Raw genomic sequence first — 20,378 nt, 5'->3', positions numbered from 1 at the left:
ACAATTGCTGCAAAATCGCACTAATCATTCTCATTAAGGACACGACAAATTACTTTAATCGTCATGCGTGAAATTTTGGTATGTGTGAAGTTTTTGTTTTCAATATGATCTTTTCTATCAGTTTAATACATAACAAGACATAGAGAAGAGTGCGCAATAATAGCCTTAAAAAATGTGACTGTATTAAAAATAATACTGTTCATGGAGGACAAAAAAACGGACTTTTAACCCTACTTTTTATCCGATAATATCCGCGCCGAATTTGAGGTTTCACACTTTCTAACTAGAGGTTTTGATGAAAAAGGCAATTGCTAAAATTGGTGCATTGACTGCGGTAGCAGTTTCACTTTCAGGTTGCGTAGGTAGTAATGCCGTGACAGGTTATGTTATGGGGTTTAACTTGAAAGCTGTTGACAACCGTTACGCTCGAGGTGGTCTAAATATGCTTTTAGCGCCTGTTTATGGTGTCGCGATCGCAGCGGATTATATCGTGTTTAACTCTCTAGAATTTTGGACGGGTAAGAACCCGTTAAATGGTAAGCCACATATCTTCGATACAAAGGTAGATACTTACATTGATGTAAACCACCAATTAGATAAATCGTTAACGACGGCACCAATCGCACCATTAGCGGATAACCGTGTCATTGAGCAGGGGCGAATGCAGCAAATCGATGAGAACACTGTTCAAATGGATATTACTTACAGTAACGGTGAAAAGGCGACACTCATGGGTGTACGCGATGGTGAGTTTGTTACTTACTACATTGATGGTGAAGTTGTTGCACAAACCTCAATGGATGAATTAGCCGCTTACGCGCAAAACCGTGTGTAGTTGGGTTCAACTAAACCAAAAAAAGGGTGCCGTATGGCACCCTTTGTCGTTTTTCGTGATTGAATTATGCTTTCTCTGGAATCGCTTCTAAAAGCGCGACCATCTGTTCCCAGTACAACTGAACAGTATCAATCTTCACTTTCTCATCTGGAGAGTGAGGGAATTTTATTGTTGGACCGAAAGAAACCATATCCATGTGTGGGTATGGTTCTTTAAATAGGCCACACTCAAGACCAGCATGGATGACCATGATGTTCGGCTTATGACCGTAAATGCCTTCATACATATCACGGAAAATTGCCATGATCTCGGAATCTGCATCTGGCTTCCAGCCAGGGTAAGCGCCTGAGAACTGAATTTGTGCGCCTGCTAGCTCAGTAATCGAGCGCAGCATGCTTTCCACTTGGCTACGGCCAGAGTCAATGAGAGAACGAATCAAGCAAAGCACGGTGACTTTATTTTCTTCTGTGCTGATCACACCAACGTTTAGAGAAGTTTCAACAACGCCTTCCACCTCATCACTCATACGGATTACACCGTTTGGACAAGCGTTAAGTGCCGCAATGAATCGTTGCTGATCGGCGATTGAAAATACTTGCGCGTCAGTCGTGATCACTTCATTAAAGGTTACGATACCTGTTTCGATTTTACCCAATTCAGTTTTAAGCAGCTCAGTGTAGTGGTTGAACAGCTCAGCAAGCTTGTCTTGGTTTTCGACAGGAAGCGCGACAGTAACAAACGCTTCGCGAGGGATTGCATTACGTAAGCTACCGCCACGGAATTCGACTAAACGTAAATCAAGCTCTTGAGCATGACCGGCAAGGAAACGACCAAGTAATTTGTTGGCATTACCGCGACCTGTGTGAATGTCACAACCTGAGTGACCACCTTTTAGGCCTTTCAGCGTCAGTTGGCGTGTTACAAAACCTGCAGGCGTTGATTCTCGAGAAATATCGAAAGTCATGGTGCCATCAACGCCACCTGCACAACCCATGTAGACTTCGCCTTCTTGCTCAGAGTCTGTATTTAGAAGAATCTCACCCTCTAACCAACCAGCTTCAAGGCCAAATGCGCCAGTCATGCCTGCTTCTTCATCAATCGTCAGCAGAACTTCGAGTGGACCGTGCTTAATATCTTTAGATGCCAATACAGCAAGGCAAGAAGCCATACCAATACCGTTATCTGCACCAAGCGTCGTGCCTTTCGCAGTTACCCATTCGCCATCGATGTAAGGTTGGATTGGATCTTTGGTGAAGTCGTGTTCAGTGTCTTCGTTTTTCTGCGGCACCATGTCGATGTGTGCTTGAAGTACAACAGCCTTCTTATTTTCCATTCCTGGTGTCGCGGGCTTTTTGATGAACACGTTACCGGTTGGATCACGGCGAACGTCAAAGCCTTGCTCTGTTGCCCAGTTGATAATGTACTGTGCTAATGCTTCTTCATGTTTCGATGGATGAGGGATAGAACAAATCTTATCGAAAAACTGCCAAAGTGGAGCAGGTGATAAGGTACTGATCTCAGAATGGAACTCAGACACGGAGGACTCCTTTTGATGTGCTTTGCCAAATATATACCGTAAAAATGTTGTCAAGGTAGCATTAAATGCTAGACGATTTGGCCTTCAAATTGCCGTTAGCATACCACCAGATATGGAGTACGAGTAGTCGCGATCACAAGGATTTCTCTCAGAACTGTCACAGTTTGTGAATACAATAACAAGCACTATGTGTTCTCTATCATACATTCTGAAAGTGGCTTTATTTTTTAATTCATAAAATTGTAATTTAATTACATATAAACTTTGATAAAGGTCAATTTATGTATTTTTTGTGATTCCAATCACTAAAATGCTTGTAATTAAATTTCTTGGTGGTATATTTGTAACCAGCTTCTGAGAGAAGAATGAAATGCTCAAAGGATGAGTCCGTTTTATCGCCTCCAAGGAACCGAGAAATCAACGAATGTTTAATTGATTTAAAAGGTGATAGTTATGAAAGGTTTACCAAGTACAATGTTCTGGAATAGCAAGTCTGTTTACACCGGTAACTTTGTATACCCAACAAGCTTTGGCTACTAAGTGAAGTCAACGCATGTGACTCGAACAGTTTGTTCACCCCTATAAATTGGAATTTTTTTTCAGTGATAGTGCTGACATGATTCACCGCCACCCAAATTGGGTGGCGTTTTTTTATCTCTATTTTCTTTTCCTGACTCACTTATTGCCATCAAAGCCTTCTTCTATTCCCCATTCTTCGGTTTTATCGACTTTTCCATCAAATCTGTTAGATACCATGTTTAAAATGGGCCTTTTTCATCTGAAAGTTTAGTACATTGCTCAGTTTTTATTCTCTTTTAGAGAACTGTGTTATCTGGGTTACCTATTGTTTTATAAGAATATATTTCTTTACTTGCTTTGATGGGTTAGAGAATGTGTTTCATATCCAAAGAAAAAAAACGCATTAGAGTGAAGATTCTATCTAGAATTTGCTATTTGATAACTTTATAATTCCCGCCAATCGATTACGCAACCGTTTACTTTTTACCTTTACAGGATTCGATCATGCTTGAGAGGCTTTTTAAACTCAGTGAAAATGGCACAAATGTGCGCACTGAGATCATTGCAGGTGTTACGACCTTCCTAACTATGGCTTACATTATTTTTGTAAACCCAGCGATCCTGTCGGATACCGGTATGGACCGTGGCGCCATTTTTGTCGCGACTTGTCTTGCTGCCGCAATCGGCTGTTTTATCATGGGATTTGTTGCCAATTACCCAATCGCACAGGCACCAGGAATGGGCCTGAACGCATTTTTTACTTACTCTGTTGTATTGGGAATGGGTTATACGTGGCAAGTTGCGTTGGCGGCTGTATTTGTTTCTGGCCTTCTGTTCATTCTTTTAAGCGTATTTAAGATCCGTGAGTGGATTATTAACTCGATCCCGCATTCTCTACGAACAGGTATTTCAGCTGGTATTGGTCTTTTCTTAGCGTTTATCGCATTAAAAAATGCAGGTATCGTCGTTGATAACCCAGCGACATTAGTTTCTATGGGAGAGATCACATCATTGCCATCTGTATTGGCCGCGATTGGCTTCTTTCTTACGATTGCACTGGTTCACCGTGGTGTGAAAGGTGCGGTGATGATCGCCATTCTTGGCGTTACAGCGCTTGGTCTTCTATTTGGTGATGTGCAGTGGGGCGGTATTATGTCAACGCCACCAAGCATTGCGCCAACTTTCATGCAACTGGATTTCTCTGGTTTGTTTGAAGTAGGCATGATTTCCGTCGTATTTGCTTTCCTATTTGTCGATTTATTTGACACCGCAGGTACGCTCGTTGGCGTTTCTCAAAAAGCAGGTCTAACTGATGAGAATGGCAACATCCCTCGTTTAAACAAAGCGTTACTTGCAGACTCAACAGCAACGTCAGTAGGTGCATTACTTGGTACCTCTAACACGACATCTTATATTGAAAGCGTTTCTGGTGTGGCTGCGGGTGGGCGTACTGGTCTAACAGCCGTGGTTGTTGGTGTACTCTTCCTACTTGCTCTATTGTTCTCACCACTTGCGGGTATGATCCCTGCTTATGCAACGTCAGGTGCGCTATTCTATGTGGCGATCTTGATGCTGTCTGGGCTAGTAAGCATTGATTGGCGTGACTTAACTGAAGCGTCGCCAGTTGTTGTGACTTGTTTGGTGATGCCGCTAACATTCTCGATTGCAGAAGGTATCACGTTAGGCTTTATCGCATACGCGGCGATCAAATTATTTAGCGGCAAGGGCCGTGAAGTGTCGATGAGTGTATGGGTGATGTCAGCCATCTTCATCGTTAAATACCTCGTCGGTTAATTTCTCGAGCAAAAAGCCAGTGTGGATTTATTCACGCTGGCTTTTTCTTTTTTACGTTGTTCACAGAAGACGGTTTTTCTGCGGAATAGGCAGAGAATTTTGATATCACCGTTGGTATTAGCGGTGTGTTTCGGTAGAATAATCGTTTGCGCAGCTTGAAATCCTCGTCTCCAAACATTTTGGAGAAGTTAGTGAGCATTCCGCTTTTGAGTGACTTCGCTAGATTTTGAGGATGCATATTTTCAAATTATTAGGTTATTACAATGAGTAAAAAATTCATTATCACTTGGGATGCAATGCAGACTTACTGCCGTGAACTGGCTGAAAAACAAATGCCAGCTGAGCAATGGAAAGGAATTTGGGCGGTAAGCCGCGGCGGTTTGGTTCCTGGCGCTATTTTGGCTCGTGAACTGGGTATTCGTTACGTTGATACAATCTGTATTTCAAGCTACGACCATGATCATCAGCGCGACATGACGGTACTAAAAGCACCTGAAGGTGATGGCGAAGGTTACCTAATCGTTGAAGACCTAGTAGACAGTGGTGATACAGCGCGCAAACTACGTGAGATGTATCCAAAAGCGAAAATGATCGCTGTGTGTGCGAAGCCATCAGGCAAAGAGCTGCTGGATGATTATGTTGTAGATATTGCTCAAGACACTTGGATCGAGCAGCCTTGGGATATGTCAATCCAGTATGCTGAGCCAGTAAACCGCAAGCAAAAATAAGCGCGGTTAAAGAATATTGAGAAATGCCCCTTTATAGGGGCATTTTTTTTATTATGATATTAAATCATGCTAATAGCCTAGGGTTCTTCCTATGTCTGAAGACGTCAGTAAAAATCTTTCCGAAACTTTGTTCGTGAAACATAAGCAAGCAAAAGAAACCTCCGCGCTTACCCAGTACATGCCGACCAGTAAAAAAATACTTGATGAACGAGAAGCGCAAGGTGATCGTGCTTGGTATCGTCATTTGCGTCGCTTGCAATGGGCTTGGCAAGGATTGTCTCCGATCGAAATGGAAGGTGTACTGTCCAAAATTGCTTCATCTTCTCACTCGCGAACCAATGATGATTGGTTAGACACTGTAATGGGTTATCACAGTGGTAACTGGACATTTGAGTGGATCAAGCTTGGTATGGATCATCAGAAGCGAGCAAATGAAATGCAAGGAGAAGAGGCAGCGGATGAACTCTTTACTGCTTCTTTGTGTTTTAGTATTGCAGGCTACCCACATTTAAAAAATGATAACTTGGCATCGCAGGCTCAAGTACTGGCAAACAAGGCGTATTCTGACGGCGCAGAAAAAACTAAGTACACCATCAAGCAAATTGAAGTGCCTTACCAAAATCGCAAAATCATCGCGAACCTCCATTTACCAAGAACGGATAAACAGTTGCCTGTGGTCATGGTGAGCGCTGGTTTGGATACTCTACAAACCGACATGTGGCGTTTGTTCCGTAATCGTCTTGCACCGCGAGATATTGCGATGTTAACCGTAGACATGCCTTCAGTAGGGCATAGCTCTCATTGGCCCTTGACCGAGAATTCAAGTTGCCTACATCAAGCGGTATTGAATGAGCTTTACTCGCTACCTTGGGTTGATCATCACAAAGTGGGGTTAGTTGGGTTTCGTTTTGGTGGTAATGCCATGATCAGACTCTCTTTTGTCGAGCAAGAAAAGATCAAAGCTTGTGTCGCTCTAGGCGCACCCGTACATGATATTTTTACTTCCCCTCAGAAGTTACAAAAAATGCCGAAGATGTACCTAGATCTTTTGGCTTCCCGTTTGGGGAAAAATGCGGTTGATATTAATAGCATGGCTGGTCAGATGATGGCGTGGTCATTGAAGGTTCAGGGCTTCCTGAGCAGTCGAAAAACCAAAGTGCCTATTTTGGCTTTGAGTCTTGAAGGCGATCCAGTGTCGCCACACAGTGATAATCAACTTGTTGCTCTATTTAGCCAGTATGGTAGAGCGAAAAAAATCAGTTCCAAAACAATTACAAAAGGATATGAGCAATCCCTCGATTTAGCCATAAAGTGGCTAGAAGATGAATTATTAGGGTGACAATTCTCCTAAATTAGTTAAGAGTGATATATCTGAGCAAAAAATAAGCTCATGATAATTAAAAATAATAATCATTCTTGGGTGTTTACTTTTAACTATGAAAACGGAGATTCATATGTCAGAGACGACTCAGGGCCCGACTCACTTTCGCTTGATGTCAAAGTTGAAGGCGATAGGGCCTTACCTGCGCGAACCACAATCGCAAGAAGGGCGCTATTATTTTGATTGTTTATCTGTATGTGTAGACGACAAAAAATCGCCTGAGAAGCGTGAATTTTGGGGCTGGTGGATGGATTTGGAATCCATCGAGGGAGGCTTTACTGCTAAATATCATATTGGCAAGTACAACAAAGAAGGGCAATGGGTATCTGAAGCCCTTCCCAAAAAAGTGGTAGAGGAAGTGTATCTCACGCAGAGCACATTCCATCAAAAGCTGGTTGATACTTTAGAAGAACACTTCAAATTAGAAGTCGAATATCACACGGAGTCTTTCGATTTCGCTTAATTTGGTTGTTTTCATTTAATACCAAACAAAAAGGTGCGAAAACGCACCTTTTCTCTTGTTAATTCCCTATTTGATTGTTAAAACATCCTCTCTTTATTTGTTTTTCACTTCAGAAGACATCATGACAACGAATCAACAAAATGCAGTTGTTTCACAACCACAAACTGTCGTTGTGAAACTGGGTACAAGTGTGCTGACAGGCGGCACTCTGGCACTCGACCGTGCACACATGGTTGAGTTAGCACGCCAGTGTGCTGAGCTTAAAAAACAAGGCCATTCAATCGTAATGGTTTCGTCTGGTGCTATTGCAGCAGGCCGTGAGCATCTTGGTTACCCCGCATTGCCCAACGAGATGGCGAGTAAGCAGTTACTTGCCGCGGTGGGGCAGAGTCGCTTGATTCAAACATGGGAGTCTTTGTTTGGTATTTATGGTATCAAGATCGGCCAAATGTTACTAACCCGTGCCGATTTAGAAGATCGTGAGCGATTCCTTAACGCGCGTGACACTATTAATGCGCTCGTTGCGAACGATATTGTTCCTATCGTAAACGAAAATGATGCCGTTGCGACTAGCGAGATTAAAGTTGGCGATAACGACAACCTTTCCGCTTTGGTAGGCATTTTATGTGGTGCAGATAAGCTCTTGCTTTTAACGGACCAAAAAGGTCTGTTTACTGCTGACCCTCGTAAAGATCCGAACGCAGAGCTTATCAAGGAAGTAAAAACCATCGACGATACGCTGCGTAAAATCGCAGGTGGAAGCGGTACAACATTGGGTACTGGTGGTATGGCAACGAAGCTGCAAGCCGCAGACATCGCTCGCCGCGCAGGTATCGAGGTTATTATTGCTGCTGGTAGTGCGCCGAATGTTATCTTTGACTCTTTAAGTGCTGAACCTCAGGGCACGCGCTTCCTACCTTGCGCTGAAGCCTTAGAGAACCGTAAACGCTGGATTCTAGCGGGACCTGCGGCATCGGGCGACATCGTTATTGATGATGGTGCAGTCAATGCTGTGGTTGGCAAGGGCAGTAGCCTACTTGCTAAAGGGGTCATCAAAGTTAGTGGTGACTTCGCACGAGGCGAAGTGGCGCGTGTAACAAACACTCACGGTAAGTTGGTGGCTCGTGGCATCAGCGCCTACTCAAGTGATGACCTAACTAAAATTACGGGTAAGCACAGTAAAGATATCATCTCTATTTTGGGTCATGATTATGGCTCTGAGGTGATTCACCGCGATGATTTGGTCGTCATTCAGGAATAGAATTAGAGGGAAGCAAAGTGGATTTAACGAATATGGGTAAAGCTGCTAAAGATGCAGCTTTCGAATTAGCGACAGCGTCAACTGCGCAAAAGAACCAAGCATTAGCCATCATTGCTGATGAGCTAGAAGCAAACTCTGCTGCTATTTTGGCGGCAAACGCTAAAGACATCGAACTTGGCCGTGAAGCGGGTTTAACCGATGCGCTGCTCGATCGCCTTTTGCTTAATGAAGAACGATTGACTGCAATTGCGAATGATGTTCGCAACGTCATTAGCTTGAACGATCCTGTAGGCAGCGAAATAGACAGTAAGGTACTGGAAAATGGGATGTCACTGTCTCGTCGTCGTGTGCCGCTTGGTGTCGTGGGCGTAATTTATGAAGCGCGTCCAAACGTAACCATTGATATTGCAGCGTTGTGCTTGAAAACCGGCAACGCAAGTATTTTACGTGGTGGCAAAGAGACATTTTTCTCGAATATGGAATTAGTGAAGGTTATTCAGTCTGCGCTCGCAAAGGCGAACCTTCCAGCCGCTTCTGTGCAGTACATTGAAAAACCAGATCGTGAGCTTGTTTCTCAATTGCTTAAGTTGGACGATTACGTCGACATGATCATTCCACGCGGTGGTGCTGGCCTACACAAAATGTGTAAAGAAAACAGCACGATTCCGGTGATTATTGGTGGCTTTGGTATCAGCCATATCTTTGTCGACGAATCCGCTGATCTAAAGAAATCCCTGAATGTGGTTGAGAACTCTAAAGTTCAACGTCCATCTGCGTGTAACTCATTAGATACGCTGCTCGTGCATGAAAAAATTGCAGCGCAATTCCTACCAATGATCGTAGAGCGCATGAACGATAAAGTGACCTTCGTGACAGAGCCTAAGGCAAAAGCACTGATGGCTCAAGCAACACAAATTCGCGATGCTGTTGAAGGTGACTTTGATACGGAATGGCTGAGCTACACTCTTGGTGTAAAAGTTGTGTCTGATGTGAAAGATGCCATTGATCATATGCGTGTCCATAACGCGAGCCACTCAGATGCGATCATGACCAATAGCTTGGAAAACTCAGAACTGTTCATCAATTCTGTCGGTTCGGCGGCTGTTTATGTGAATGCTTCAACGCGCTTTACAGACGGTGCGCAATTTGGCCTTGGCGCAGAAGTCGCAGTATCTACGCAAAAGCTACATGCACGCGGTCCGATGGGCTTAGAAGAGCTAACTAGCTACAAGTGGGTTGGTAAAGCGAACTACTTAGCACGCAGTTAACACATTCGACGAGATCTTGAGTGAAAAAGGGGCCTTTGCGCCCCTTTTTGTTTTGTCTAACATACCAATTCCGCTACACTACATGAGCTTTTATTTCGGTTTGAAAGCGTTATACCCAAATAGCTTTAATAGAGTCCGTATAACCATGAACGCGTGGTTATCCGTGATTGCTCATGAGGTTATTTTGGTATAGATATGGAGGTGATATGCATTGTCCTTTTTGTTCCGAGAACGATACCAAAGTTATTGATTCCCGCTTAGTGGCTGATGGCCATCAAGTTCGACGTCGCCGTCAGTGCTTGGCGTGTAGCGAGCGTTTCACTACGTTTGAAAGCGCAGAGTTAGTGATGCCTAAAGTGATCAAATCGAATGGCAACCGTGAACCATTTGATGAAGATAAAATGGTTGGCGGTATTCAACGCGCTTTAGAGAAACGCCCAGTGAGTGCCGATTCTATAGAGTTAGCGATCAGTATGATCAAATCACAACTGCGTGCGACGGGTGAGCGAGAGGTTCCGAGTGAAATGATTGGTAATTTAGTCATGGACCAGCTCAAAGAGCTCGATAAGGTGGCTTACATTCGTTTCGCTTCCGTTTACCGCAGCTTTGAAGATATTCGCGAGTTTGGCGAAGAGATTGCCCGCCTAGAAGACTGAGTAGCTCATGACTCAACACACTCTTGAAAGAGCGTTTTCTGATTTAGATTTCGCCATGATGTCACGAGCTATTAAGTTAGCGAAACGTGGCATTTATACCACCGCCCCTAATCCAAATGTAGGGTGTGTCATCGTTCGTGATGAAGAAATTGTCGGTGAAGGCTATCACCATCGTGCTGGTGAGCCGCATGCCGAAGTGCACGCGATGCGCATGGCGGGTGAAAAAGCAGTTGGTGCAACCGCTTATGTGACGCTAGAACCTTGCTCTCATTACGGCCGTACACCGCCATGTGCCGAAGGGCTGATTAAAGCCAAAGTGGCACGTGTGGTTTGCGCCATGGTAGACCCAAACCCGAAAGTTGCAGGTCGCGGCATCCAGATGTTACGTGATGCCGGAATTGAAGTACAAATCGGCTTGTTAGAGCAAGATGCCCTTGCCCTTAACCCTGGTTTTATAAAGTACATGCGTACAGGCATGCCGTTTGTTCAATTAAAAATGGCAGCCAGTTTGGATGGGCAAAGCGCACTCAGTAATGGTCAGAGCCAATGGATCACCTCCCCAGCGGCCCGCCAAGATGTGCAGCGTTATCGAGCGATAAGTGGTGGCATTCTTTCTACTAGCAAAACGGTGATTGATGATAATGCATCACTCAATGTGCGCTGGGATGACTTACCTAATAGTGTTCAAGCGCAGTATTTACAAGAAGAGCTTCGTCAACCAGTACGTGTAATCTTAGACCGTCAGAACCATTTAACTGATGCGCTCAAGCTGTTCCATACCGATGGAGAACGAGTTATTGTTCGCTCTGATGGAGACTGTATCCCTCTATTGGACAGCGCTGACCAAATTGACTTATCAACGACATTAAAACGTATCTCGGATGAGCACCACATCAATCACTTATGGGTTGAAGCTGGAGCTACGCTAGCGAGTGCGATGATAAAGGCTAATCTTGTAGATGAGCTCATTGTTTACCTTGCGCCAAAACTCATGGGCAGCGATGGTCGGGGGCTTATCGGTGCTTTAGGGTTAAGCGCTATGGCTGACGTCATAGATTTAAACATTACAGACGTTCGTATGGTTGGGGTAGACATTCGCATCACCGCCACCATAAAACGTAATGAAATTAGATAAGAAATAGTATGTTTACAGGAATAGTAGAAGCAGTTGGCAAGTTAGCTGCGATTACGCCGAAGGGCGAAGACATCACCGTCACGGTTGAAACGGGTACGCTTGATATGTCAGACGTTAAGTTAGGCGATAGCATTGCGACCAATGGTGTTTGCTTAACGGTAGTTGACTTCGGAAGCCACTATTACAGTGCTGATCTGTCATTAGAAACCTTGAAGAAAACTGGGTTTGCTGAATACCAAGTAGGCGATAAGGTGAATCTAGAAAAAGCCATGTTGCCAACAACGCGATTGGGTGGACATATCGTTTCTGGCCATGTCGATGGGGTTGGTGAAATTGTCGAACGCAATTCAGTTGGCCGTGCGATAGAGTTTTGGGTTGCAATGCCTGCGGAAATTAGCAAGTACGTTGCAGAGAAAGGCTCGATTACTGTTGATGGTATTAGCCTAACCGTCAACGACTTACGTAAAAATGCTTTTAAGCTGACGATCGTTCCTCATACGAGTGAAGAAACTACGATTGACCAGTTTCAAGTGGGGCGCAAAGTCAACTTAGAAGTTGATGTACTTGCGCGTTATATGGAGCGTTTACTGCAAGGACAACAAGAAGATAAGGCCGAGTCTCGTATCACGATGGACTTTTTACAGCAAAACGGTTTTGCATAAGTCTTGGGAGTGGCTGCGTGAGGCATGCGATAAAGAGCAGACTCACAGAACACCGCGAGATTCATTGACTTGCTTAATGCAAAGCTCAAACTATTGACCTAACTAGCATTCACTGCAACGTAATTTTTCATTGCTGTCGCAATAACAAATTTAGAATAACGGGATAACAGACTATGCCAATCAGTACGCCACAAGAAATTATTGATGATATTCGCGCAGGCAAAATGGTCATCCTAATGGATGATGAAGACCGCGAGAATGAAGGTGACTTGATCATGGCTGCCGAGCATATTACGCCGGAAGCCATCAACTTTATGGCAACCTATGGCCGTGGCCTGATTTGTTTAACCATGACCAAAGATCGTTGCGAAAGTCTAGGTCTGCCACCAATGGTGCAAGACAATAATGCGCAATACACCACCAACTTTACTGTTTCGATTGAGGCAGCAGAAGGGGTAACGACTGGTATTTCAGCCGCAGATCGCGCACGTACCGTTCAAGCAGCAGTCGCGCCAAACGCTAAAGCTGCGGATTTGGTGCAGCCTGGTCACATCTTCCCTCTCGCAGCTCAAGACGGCGGTGTACTGACTCGTGCAGGTCACACTGAAGCTGGCTGTGATTTGGCTCGTCTTGCTGGTTTAGAGCCAGCATCGGTGATTGTTGAGATCTTAAATGACGACGGCACGATGGCTCGTCGCCCAGATCTAGAGATCTTTGCAGAGAAGCACGGTATTAAATTGGGCACTATTGCCGACCTAATTGAGTACCGCAATAACACTGAGACAACGATTGAACGTGTGGCAGAGTGCAAGCTACCGACAGAGTTTGGCGAGTTCACGTTAGTCACGTACAAAGACACCATTGATAACCAAGTGCACTACGCAATGTGCAAGGGCGATTTGAAAGAAAAAGCGCCACTGGTTCGCGTTCATCTTCAAGACGTTTTTACCGACTTACTACGTAGCGATCGTAATGCAGAGCGCAGCTGGACACTAGATAAGGCAATGAAACGCATTGGTGAAGAAGGCGGTGTGCTGGTTGTTCTTGGCCATGAAGAATCGACCGATCTACTTATTCATCGCGTGAAGATGTTCGAAGCGCAAGACAAAGGTGAAGCCCCAACGCTTGCTAAAAAACAAGGCACGTCTCGCCGTGTTGGCGTTGGTTCACAGATTCTTGCGGATCTCGGTGTACATGATATGCGCCTTCTGTCATCGACCAACAAAAAGTACCACGCGTTAGGTGGTTTTGGTCTGAACGTTGTTGAGTACGTCTGCGAGTAACAACCGAACAATAAGTTCCTAGTCTTTGACGTGCTTAACTCGTCAATGGCTAGGAACCGGTGATTTGCCTCCAATTTCCATTAGATATTGCTCACAAATTTGTGCTAGAATCCGGCGATTCTCACTTGATGAACATATTTCACTTATAAATAGAGTTAAAGGAAAGCTTATGAAAGTGATCGAGGGTGGCTTCCCAGCGCCAAATGCAAAAATTGCTATCGTTATTTCTCGTTTCAACAGTTTTATTAACGAAAGCCTACTTTCTGGTGCGATCGATACACTAAAGCGTCACGGACAAGTAAGCGAAGACAACATCACGGTTGTGCGTTGTCCAGGTGCCGTAGAACTACCTCTAGTAGCTCAGCGTGTTGCTAAAACTGGCAAATTCGACGCTATTGTTTCTCTAGGGTCTGTTATTCGCGGTGGAACGCCTCACTTTGACTATGTTTGTAGTGAAATGAACAAAGGTCTAGCACAAGTGTCTATGGAATTCAGCATTCCAGTAGCATTTGGTGTTTTGACTGTTGATACGATCGATCAAGCGATTGAACGCGCAGGAACCAAGGCTGGTAATAAAGGTGCAGAGGCTGCACTAAGCGCACTTGAAATGATTAATGTACTATCTGAAATTGATTCCTAATGGGGGCCAGTGTGAAACCAGCCGCACGTCGTAACGCACGTCAATTCGCTCTACAGGCGATCTACTCATGGCAAATTACTAAAGAGAATGTTGCCAAGATTGAAGAACAGTTTTTGTCTGGCGACAAATACGATGAAGAAGAACTTCATGCATCTGAGCCAGCGCTTGCTGCTCCAGAGACAGACGTAGCTTACTTCCGTGAACTATTAAGCGGTGTTGTACTTAGCCACGCTGAGCTAGATAGCAAAATTCGTCCATACATCTCTCGTCCTATGCAGGATTTAGATATGATGGAACTTGCTCTTCTTCGCCTTGCTATGTACGAGATGACTCGTCGCGAAGATGTTCCTTACAAAGTTGTTATCAATGAAGCGATTGAACTTGCAAAAGTTTTCGCAGCAGAAGATAGCCACAAGTTTGTGAATGGTGTACTTGATAAAGCAGCACCTCACATTCGTAAGAAATAACGATTTCTTCAATGAAAAGGTCAGCACATGCTGACCTTTTTTGTATCAAAAGCTTTTACATCAAAAAGTAAGTGAATTATGTCTGGTGAATTTAATCTGATAGACAAGTACTTCGTCGGTCGTCAGAGCCAACGTAAAGATGTCCATCTAGCCGCTGGTGATGATTGTGCTTTGGTCAAAGCGCCAGCTAATGTTCAGATTGCGATTAGCACGGATACATTGGTAGCTGGAACGCATTTCTTAGCCGACGCGAACCCAGCATGGGTCGCACACAAAGCATTGGCTTCTAACATCAGTGATTTGGCGGCGATGGGCGCAACGCCTGCGTGGGTGAGCTTTGCATTAACGATGCCTGAGCCAGATGAAGAATGGCTTGCTCCTTTCTGTGATGCATTTTTCGAACTGGCTGATTACTATGGTATTCAGTTAATAGGCGGTGATACCACCAAAGGGCCATTGTGTCTGACACTCACGGTGCAAGGTTTTGTACCTGAAGACAAAGCGCTCACGCGATCCGGAGCCAAGCCTGGGGATTGGGTATATGTAACGGGAAACCTTGGCGATGCAAAAGCTGGCTTGGATGTGATTCTAGATGACTCTCTGCGCAGCAGAGCCGGCGCGGAAGCACTAGAGCGAGCTCATTACCTTAGTTCTCCGCGTGTGCTTGCTGGACAAGCTCTTGTTGGCTTAGCCTCGTCGGCGATAGATATTTCAGATGGTTTAATCTCTGATATTAAGCACATTTTACAGCGATCTCAGGTTGGGGTGAGTATTGATGTCTCTCAGCTACCGATCTCTTCAGAATTAGTCCAGTTTTTAGATGATAAGATCAGCGCGCAGCAGTATGCTTTAGCAAGTGGCGAAGAATACGAGTTGTGTTTTACCGTGCCGGAGCAAAATCGAGGCTCGTTACAAAGCGCTTTATCTCATACTGGCTGTAAGGTCACATGTATTGGTCAAATCCGACCAAATGGAACCTTCGAGCTGCATGATAACAATCAACCACTTGATTGGGACTTAAGTGGCTTCGACCACTTTAAATGATCTGAGCTAAGCTCTAGCCAAGAGCCTGTTACTATTGAGCAACTCACAGGCATGACGATTGAAACCAAACTAGCAGTATAGGTTTAAGGATATGACCAACCCTCTTTCTCTGATTTCATTAAAGAACCCGTGGCATCTATTGGCGACGGGTTTTGGCAGTGGATTATCCCCGTTTATCCCTGGAACAATGGGCACACTGGCGGCCGTGCCTTTCTTTTTGTTGTTGGCACAATTACCATTTACGGCGTATGTCATTGTTGTTCTGATTTCGTGTGTGATCGGCATTCAAATATGCCAAGTGACCTCTGCAGACATGAAAGTTCATGATCATGGTTCAATCGTATGGGATGAGTTTGCAGGCTTTTGGATTACGATGAGCATTGTACCTGCACTGAATATTCCACTCACTGAATGGAAGTGGTTGATCACTGGCTTCATCTTATTTCGTTTTTTCGATATGGTAAAACCTTGGCCAATTGGGTGGCTAGATAAGCGAGTTCACGGTGGGCTGGGTATTATGGTTGATGATATCGTGGCGGGAGTTATGGCCGGTGTTGCCCTGTTTCTAGTCGCAAAATATGCGGGCTGGATGAATTAAACGTTGACCGTAAAAAAAGGGATGCTATGAGCATCCCTTTTTACATTCTATTTTGCTAAATAATCCAAGATGGATTTTTCAATTCCTTTTGCATCGAGACCAAGCTCTTCATGCAGTTCATCTTGTGTTCCCTGATGAATAAACTCATCGGGTAAACCTAGGTTCAACACAGGTTTAATGATTTTATCTTTCATCATGAACTCAACGACACCCGCACCTGCACCACCTGCGATAACATTTTCTTCTAACGTCACGAGCACGTCATGATCTGCGGCTAGTTGACGAATCAATGCCTCATCGAGCGGCTTCACAAAGCGCATATCAGCAACACTGGCGTTAAGGTATTCTGCCGCTTCTAGCGCGTTGCCCAGGAAAGTACCAAAGTTCAGAATAGCAACTTTTTCACCTTGGCGAACCATGCGCCCTTTACCGATTTCTAACGCCGTAAACTCAGTTTCGATTTCTACGCCCATGCCGCTACCACGAGGGTATCGAACCGCACTCGGGCCAGAATGTTTATGGCCAGTGTAAAGCATTTGTCGGCACTCGTTTTCGTCACTTGGCGCCATGATCACCATGTTCGGAATACAGCGCATAAAGCTCAAATCGAACGCACCTTGGTGAGTTTGACCATCTGCGCCAACGAGACCTGCGCGGTCGATCGCAAACATCACTGGTAAGTCCATGATCGCGATGTCGTGGATCAATTGGTCATAACCACGTTGCAAGAAAGTCGAATAGATAGCAACGATTGGATGATCGCCCGCAATTGCCATGCCTGTTGCCAGTGTCACTGCGTGCTGCTCAGCAATCGCCACATCAAAGTATTGGTCTGGGTACTCTTTTGAGAAACGCACCATACCTGATCCTTCGCGCATTGCTGGCGTAATTGCCATTAGCTTAGGATCTTGGGCCGCCATGTCACATAAAAAGTCACCAAAGATCTTTGAGTAAGTTGGCTTACCGCCACTGCTTTTCGGTAGACAGTTATGCGTTGGATCGAATTTAGGAACACCATGGTAGCCGATAGGATCTTTTTCGGCAGGCTCATAACCTTTGCCTTTCTTGGTCATGATGTGTAAGAACTGAGGACCTTTGAGCTCACGCATGTTTTTTAGCGTTTTGACGAGTTCATTGACGTCGTGCCCATCAATCGGGCCAATGTAATTAAAGCCGAATTCTTCGAATAGAGTACCAGGCACTACCATGCCTTTTAGGTGCTCTTCCGTACGGCGAACCAACTCTTTAATAGGTGGAACACCAGACAGCACTTTCTTACCGCCTTCACGGATAGAAGTATACAAGCTACCAGAAAGTACTTTTGCAAGGTGGTTATTCAGGGCGCCGACGTTTTCTGAAATCGACATTTCGTTGTCGTTCAAAATCACCAACATATCAGGATGAACGTCGCCAGCGTGGTTCATGGCTTCGAATGCCATGCCTGCTGTAATTGCGCCATCACCAATCACACTGACAATTTTACGGCCTTTGCCTTCTTTTTGTGCGCTGATGGCCATGCCAAGGCCTGCACTGATAGATGTCGAAGAGTGACCGACAGACAACGTGTCATATTCACTTTCTTCACGCCAAGGGAAAGGGTGTAGACCATCCTTTTGGCGAATTGTTGGCATTTTATCGCGACGTCCGGTGAGGATTTTGTGCGGGTAAGCCTGATGACCAACATCCCAGATCAATTTGTCGATAGGGGTGTTGTAAACATAATGCAGAGCGACAGTTAGCTCTACGGTGCCTAAGCCAGACGCTAAGTGTCCGCTAGATTGGCTCACTGAATTTAGCAGATACGTTCGCAGTTCATCACACAGATTTGGTAATGTTTCTTTCGGAAGAAGACGTAATTCTTCCGGTGTATTTGCTAACGCCAGTGTTGGGTACTTTGAAATATCAAGAGTCATATAAATGCGCGCTTATAGTGTTAATTTTTGCGCTCGATGACATATCGGGCGAACTCTTCGAGTAACTGAGTATTGTATGGGATAGCTTCCAATGCTTGAAGTGCTTCCTGTAACAGAGTGTGAGCTTTCTCTATGGCTCCCTCTAAACCCAGCAGGGAAGGATAAGTGCTCTTATTCAGACCTTGGTCGGAACCTTGAGGCTTACCCAGTGTTTCTGTGTCACTGATGATATCAAGAATATCGTCTTGAACCTGAAACGCCAAACCAATTGCTTTTGAGTAGCGCTCCAAGTGAGGTAGAACCTCGATACCTTTCTCACCAGCAGCTAATGCACCTAATTTTACCGCACAATCAATCAGAGCTCCGGTTTTTTTACGGTGTATCTCTTCCATTTCTTCAAGAGAAACTTGGCGATTTTCCGCGCCTAAATCTAAGGCTTGCCCTACACACATGCCGCTGGCACCAGAGGAATGCGCTAATGCTTTGATCATGTTGATGCGTTGAGCTTCTGCCGCCGGGCTTAATTGACCATCAGCAATAATAGTGAAGGCAAGAGTTTGTAGTGCGTCACCTGTCAGTATTGCGGTTGCTTCATCAAACTTAATATGACAAGTTGGTTGACCTCGACGCAGTTCATCATCGTCCATGGCTGGCAGATCATCATGAATGAGTGAGTAGGCATGTATACATTCGATAGCAGCGGCGGGGGTGTCTAAGTCTTCAGGTTTACAGCCGAGCATTTGACCTGTGATGTAAACAAGAAAAGGGCGAACGCGTTTTCCACCTAGCAAAAGGCCGTATTTCATTGCTTGAATCAATGGCTGCTCTTGATATGGAAGCTGATCGAGCCACAAATTCAATTGCTGATTGTTTCTTTGTTGAAAAGACGTCAATGTCTGTTGCATCACATTGCTCACTACTGATTGTTATTCTGAATCTGGTTTGAAGTCACTCAGTGGTGCTTCATCATCTTCACTAAGAAGAATACTCACGCGCTGTTCGGCGTCGCTTAATTTAGTTTGGCCTGCACGAGCTAAGGCAATGCCTCGTTCAAACTTACGCAGGGCATCATCTAGAGCAAGATCGCCATTTTCTAATTGATCAACCAAGCTATCAAGCTCTTCAATGGTTGCTTCAAAGGTCATGTTTTCTGGTTTCTTGACCGCCATCTTTTTTCTGCCTTAATCAAGCCTCGGGTAAGATGCACGAAAGTTACCTTAGCCTAGTAACTTGGTCAAATTTAACCTTATATAATTGTCACAAAATTAGCGTTCAACGAGTCTAAGCGGTGAAACCCCATATTTTGGTTGAGGTTGTTAAGTGTAATTTGTGATCCATTAGCTAAGATTTTTCTAAAAATTCTGCGCGAGTTGTCGATACAGGTAATAATCCGCCCAATGGCAGTATTTGAGTATAGCGTGAGGAGTGCTTTGTGGATTTAGCAACCCTATTAGGTTTGATTGGTGGTTTTGCATTCGTCATTATGGCGATGGTGCTTGGTGGCAGCATCGGCATGTTTGTCGATGTCACGTCGATCCTTATTGTCGTTGGTGGCTCAATATTCGTCGTGTTGATGAAGTTCACAATGGGACAGTTTTTTGGTGCGACAAAGATTGCTGGCAAAGCCTTCATGTTTAAAGCGGATGAACCCGAAGACCTGATCGCAAAAATTGTGGAAATGGCCGACGCGGCACGTAAAGGTGGTTTTCTTGCTCTTGAAGAGATGGAAATAAACAACACATTCATGCAGAAAGGCATTGATCTACTGGTTGATGGCCATGATGCCGACGTTGTGAGAGCGGCACTCAAAAAAGACATCGCGCTTACGGATGAACGACATACGCAAGGTACTGGTGTATTTCGCGCCTTTGGCGACGTTGCTCCTGCGATGGGAATGATTGGCACCTTGGTTGGTCTTGTTGCGATGCTTTCAAACATGGATGACCCTAAAGCGATTGGACCAGCAATGGCCGTTGCACTCTTGACCACATTGTATGGCGCGATCCTGTCCAATATGGTGTTTTTCCCTATTGCGGATAAGCTTTCTCTTCGCCGTGACCAAGAAACGCTAAATCGCCGTTTGATCATGGATGGCGTATTAGCGATTCAAGATGGCCAAAACCCGCGAGTGATCGATAGTTACTTGAAGAACTACCTCAATGAAGGTAAACGTGCCCTTGAGATTGACGAGTAA

20 protein-coding genes are annotated in these 20,378 nt (G+C 44.8%); 16 read left to right on the top strand and 4 right to left on the bottom strand.

Features of this window, described 5'->3' with window-relative positions:
• Positions 1 to 295 precede the first annotated feature (295 nt).
• Positions 296 to 835: a DUF3332 domain-containing protein gene (locus R7P64_RS18040; RefSeq protein WP_005383765.1), complete on the top strand. Its 540-nt coding sequence runs from the start codon at positions 296 to 298 to the stop codon at positions 833 to 835.
• A 64-nt stretch (positions 836 to 899) separates the two neighbouring features.
• Here the strand turns inward: R7P64_RS18040 and R7P64_RS18035 are convergent, their stop codons facing one another.
• Positions 900 to 2,372 (bottom strand): aminoacyl-histidine dipeptidase, encoded by a 1,473-nt coding sequence (locus R7P64_RS18035; RefSeq protein ID WP_053350265.1) that lies wholly within the window; start codon positions 2,370 to 2,372, stop codon positions 900 to 902.
• Positions 2,373 to 3,395: 1,023 nt separating this feature from the next.
• On the opposite strand from R7P64_RS18035, the gene R7P64_RS18030 reads away from it, so the two are divergent.
• The 14 genes from R7P64_RS18030 to pgpA all read left to right on the top strand — a co-directional run bounded on the left by R7P64_RS18030 (position 3,396) and on the right by pgpA (position 16,271).
• Positions 3,396 to 4,685, top strand: a complete 1,290-nt coding sequence (locus R7P64_RS18030; RefSeq protein WP_005381592.1) for an NCS2 family permease — start codon at positions 3,396 to 3,398, stop codon at positions 4,683 to 4,685.
• A gap of 263 nt (positions 4,686 to 4,948) precedes the next feature.
• The gene (gene tet(34), locus R7P64_RS18025) at positions 4,949 to 5,413 is read left to right on the top strand and encodes an oxytetracycline resistance phosphoribosyltransferase domain-containing protein Tet(34) (protein WP_005381590.1); all 465 of its coding nucleotides are present in this window, start codon (positions 4,949 to 4,951) and stop codon (positions 5,411 to 5,413) included.
• A 91-nt stretch (positions 5,414 to 5,504) separates the two neighbouring features.
• The gene (gene frsA / locus R7P64_RS18020; RefSeq protein WP_005381586.1) at positions 5,505 to 6,752 is read left to right on the top strand and encodes an esterase FrsA; all 1,248 of its coding nucleotides are present in this window, start codon (positions 5,505 to 5,507) and stop codon (positions 6,750 to 6,752) included.
• Between the two features lie 115 nt (positions 6,753 to 6,867).
• Complete coding sequence (gene crl / locus R7P64_RS18015) at positions 6,868 to 7,257, top strand: sigma factor-binding protein Crl (RefSeq protein ID WP_005381584.1); 390 nt, start codon at positions 6,868 to 6,870, stop codon at positions 7,255 to 7,257.
• Between the two features lie 121 nt (positions 7,258 to 7,378).
• A complete protein-coding gene (proB, locus tag R7P64_RS18010; protein WP_137281755.1) occupies positions 7,379 to 8,518 on the top strand; it encodes a glutamate 5-kinase in 1,140 nt (379 codons plus the stop codon).
• A gap of 17 nt (positions 8,519 to 8,535) precedes the next feature.
• Positions 8,536 to 9,786, top strand: a complete 1,251-nt coding sequence (locus tag R7P64_RS18005) for a glutamate-5-semialdehyde dehydrogenase (protein WP_054579047.1) — start codon at positions 8,536 to 8,538, stop codon at positions 9,784 to 9,786.
• 206 nt (positions 9,787 to 9,992) lie between these two features.
• Positions 9,993 to 10,442 carry a transcriptional regulator NrdR gene (nrdR, locus tag R7P64_RS18000; RefSeq protein WP_005381578.1) on the top strand — a complete coding sequence of 150 codons (450 nt, stop codon included), beginning with the start codon at positions 9,993 to 9,995 and terminating at the stop codon, positions 10,440 to 10,442.
• Positions 10,443 to 10,449: 7 nt separating this feature from the next.
• Positions 10,450 to 11,577 carry a bifunctional diaminohydroxyphosphoribosylaminopyrimidine deaminase/5-amino-6-(5-phosphoribosylamino)uracil reductase RibD gene (gene ribD, locus R7P64_RS17995; protein WP_017635684.1) on the top strand — a complete coding sequence of 376 codons (1,128 nt, stop codon included), beginning with the start codon at positions 10,450 to 10,452 and terminating at the stop codon, positions 11,575 to 11,577.
• An 8-nt stretch (positions 11,578 to 11,585) separates the two neighbouring features.
• Positions 11,586 to 12,239: a riboflavin synthase gene (locus R7P64_RS17990; RefSeq protein WP_005381574.1), complete on the top strand. Its 654-nt coding sequence runs from the start codon at positions 11,586 to 11,588 to the stop codon at positions 12,237 to 12,239.
• 173 nt (positions 12,240 to 12,412) lie between these two features.
• A complete protein-coding gene (ribBA, locus tag R7P64_RS17985) occupies positions 12,413 to 13,522 on the top strand; it encodes a bifunctional 3,4-dihydroxy-2-butanone-4-phosphate synthase/GTP cyclohydrolase II (protein WP_005381573.1) in 1,110 nt (369 codons plus the stop codon).
• A gap of 169 nt (positions 13,523 to 13,691) precedes the next feature.
• A complete protein-coding gene (gene ribE / locus R7P64_RS17980; protein ID WP_005381572.1) occupies positions 13,692 to 14,162 on the top strand; it encodes a 6,7-dimethyl-8-ribityllumazine synthase in 471 nt (156 codons plus the stop codon).
• Positions 14,162 to 14,629: a transcription antitermination factor NusB gene (gene nusB / locus R7P64_RS17975; RefSeq protein ID WP_005381571.1), complete on the top strand. Its 468-nt coding sequence runs from the start codon at positions 14,162 to 14,164 to the stop codon at positions 14,627 to 14,629. The genes ribE and nusB overlap by 1 nt, the downstream gene beginning before the upstream one ends.
• A 78-nt stretch (positions 14,630 to 14,707) precedes the next feature.
• Complete coding sequence (gene thiL / locus R7P64_RS17970) at positions 14,708 to 15,673, top strand: thiamine-phosphate kinase (protein ID WP_005381570.1); 966 nt, start codon at positions 14,708 to 14,710, stop codon at positions 15,671 to 15,673.
• Between the two features lie 91 nt (positions 15,674 to 15,764).
• Positions 15,765 to 16,271, top strand: a complete 507-nt coding sequence (gene pgpA, locus R7P64_RS17965; RefSeq protein WP_031780838.1) for a phosphatidylglycerophosphatase A — start codon at positions 15,765 to 15,767, stop codon at positions 16,269 to 16,271.
• A gap of 47 nt (positions 16,272 to 16,318) precedes the next feature.
• Here pgpA and dxs read toward each other — a convergent pair whose 3' ends face one another.
• From dxs to xseB, 3 genes are read right to left on the bottom strand one after another with little or no spacing between them, the layout of a single operon-like run.
• Positions 16,319 to 18,184 (bottom strand): 1-deoxy-D-xylulose-5-phosphate synthase, encoded by a 1,866-nt coding sequence (dxs, locus tag R7P64_RS17960; protein WP_213911241.1) that lies wholly within the window; start codon positions 18,182 to 18,184, stop codon positions 16,319 to 16,321.
• Positions 18,185 to 18,204: 20 nt separating this feature from the next.
• Positions 18,205 to 19,089 (bottom strand): (2E,6E)-farnesyl diphosphate synthase, encoded by an 885-nt coding sequence (gene ispA / locus R7P64_RS17955; RefSeq protein WP_005383621.1) that lies wholly within the window; start codon positions 19,087 to 19,089, stop codon positions 18,205 to 18,207.
• Positions 19,090 to 19,110: 21 nt separating this feature from the next.
• Positions 19,111 to 19,353 carry an exodeoxyribonuclease VII small subunit gene (xseB, locus tag R7P64_RS17950; protein ID WP_005381566.1) on the bottom strand — a complete coding sequence of 81 codons (243 nt, stop codon included), beginning with the start codon at positions 19,351 to 19,353 and terminating at the stop codon, positions 19,111 to 19,113.
• A 263-nt stretch (positions 19,354 to 19,616) separates the two neighbouring features.
• Here xseB and pomA point away from each other — a divergent pair, with 263 nt between their 5' ends.
• A complete protein-coding gene (gene pomA / locus R7P64_RS17945) occupies positions 19,617 to 20,378 on the top strand; it encodes a flagellar motor protein PomA (RefSeq protein WP_005381564.1) in 762 nt (253 codons plus the stop codon).

This window comes from Vibrio sp. 2304, assembly GCF_033339475.1.
GTDB lineage: Bacteria > Pseudomonadota > Gammaproteobacteria > Enterobacterales > Vibrionaceae > Vibrio > Vibrio alginolyticus.
The sequence above is the reverse complement of the archived record's forward strand: the minus strand, read 5'-3'. Positions and strand labels throughout refer to the sequence as shown.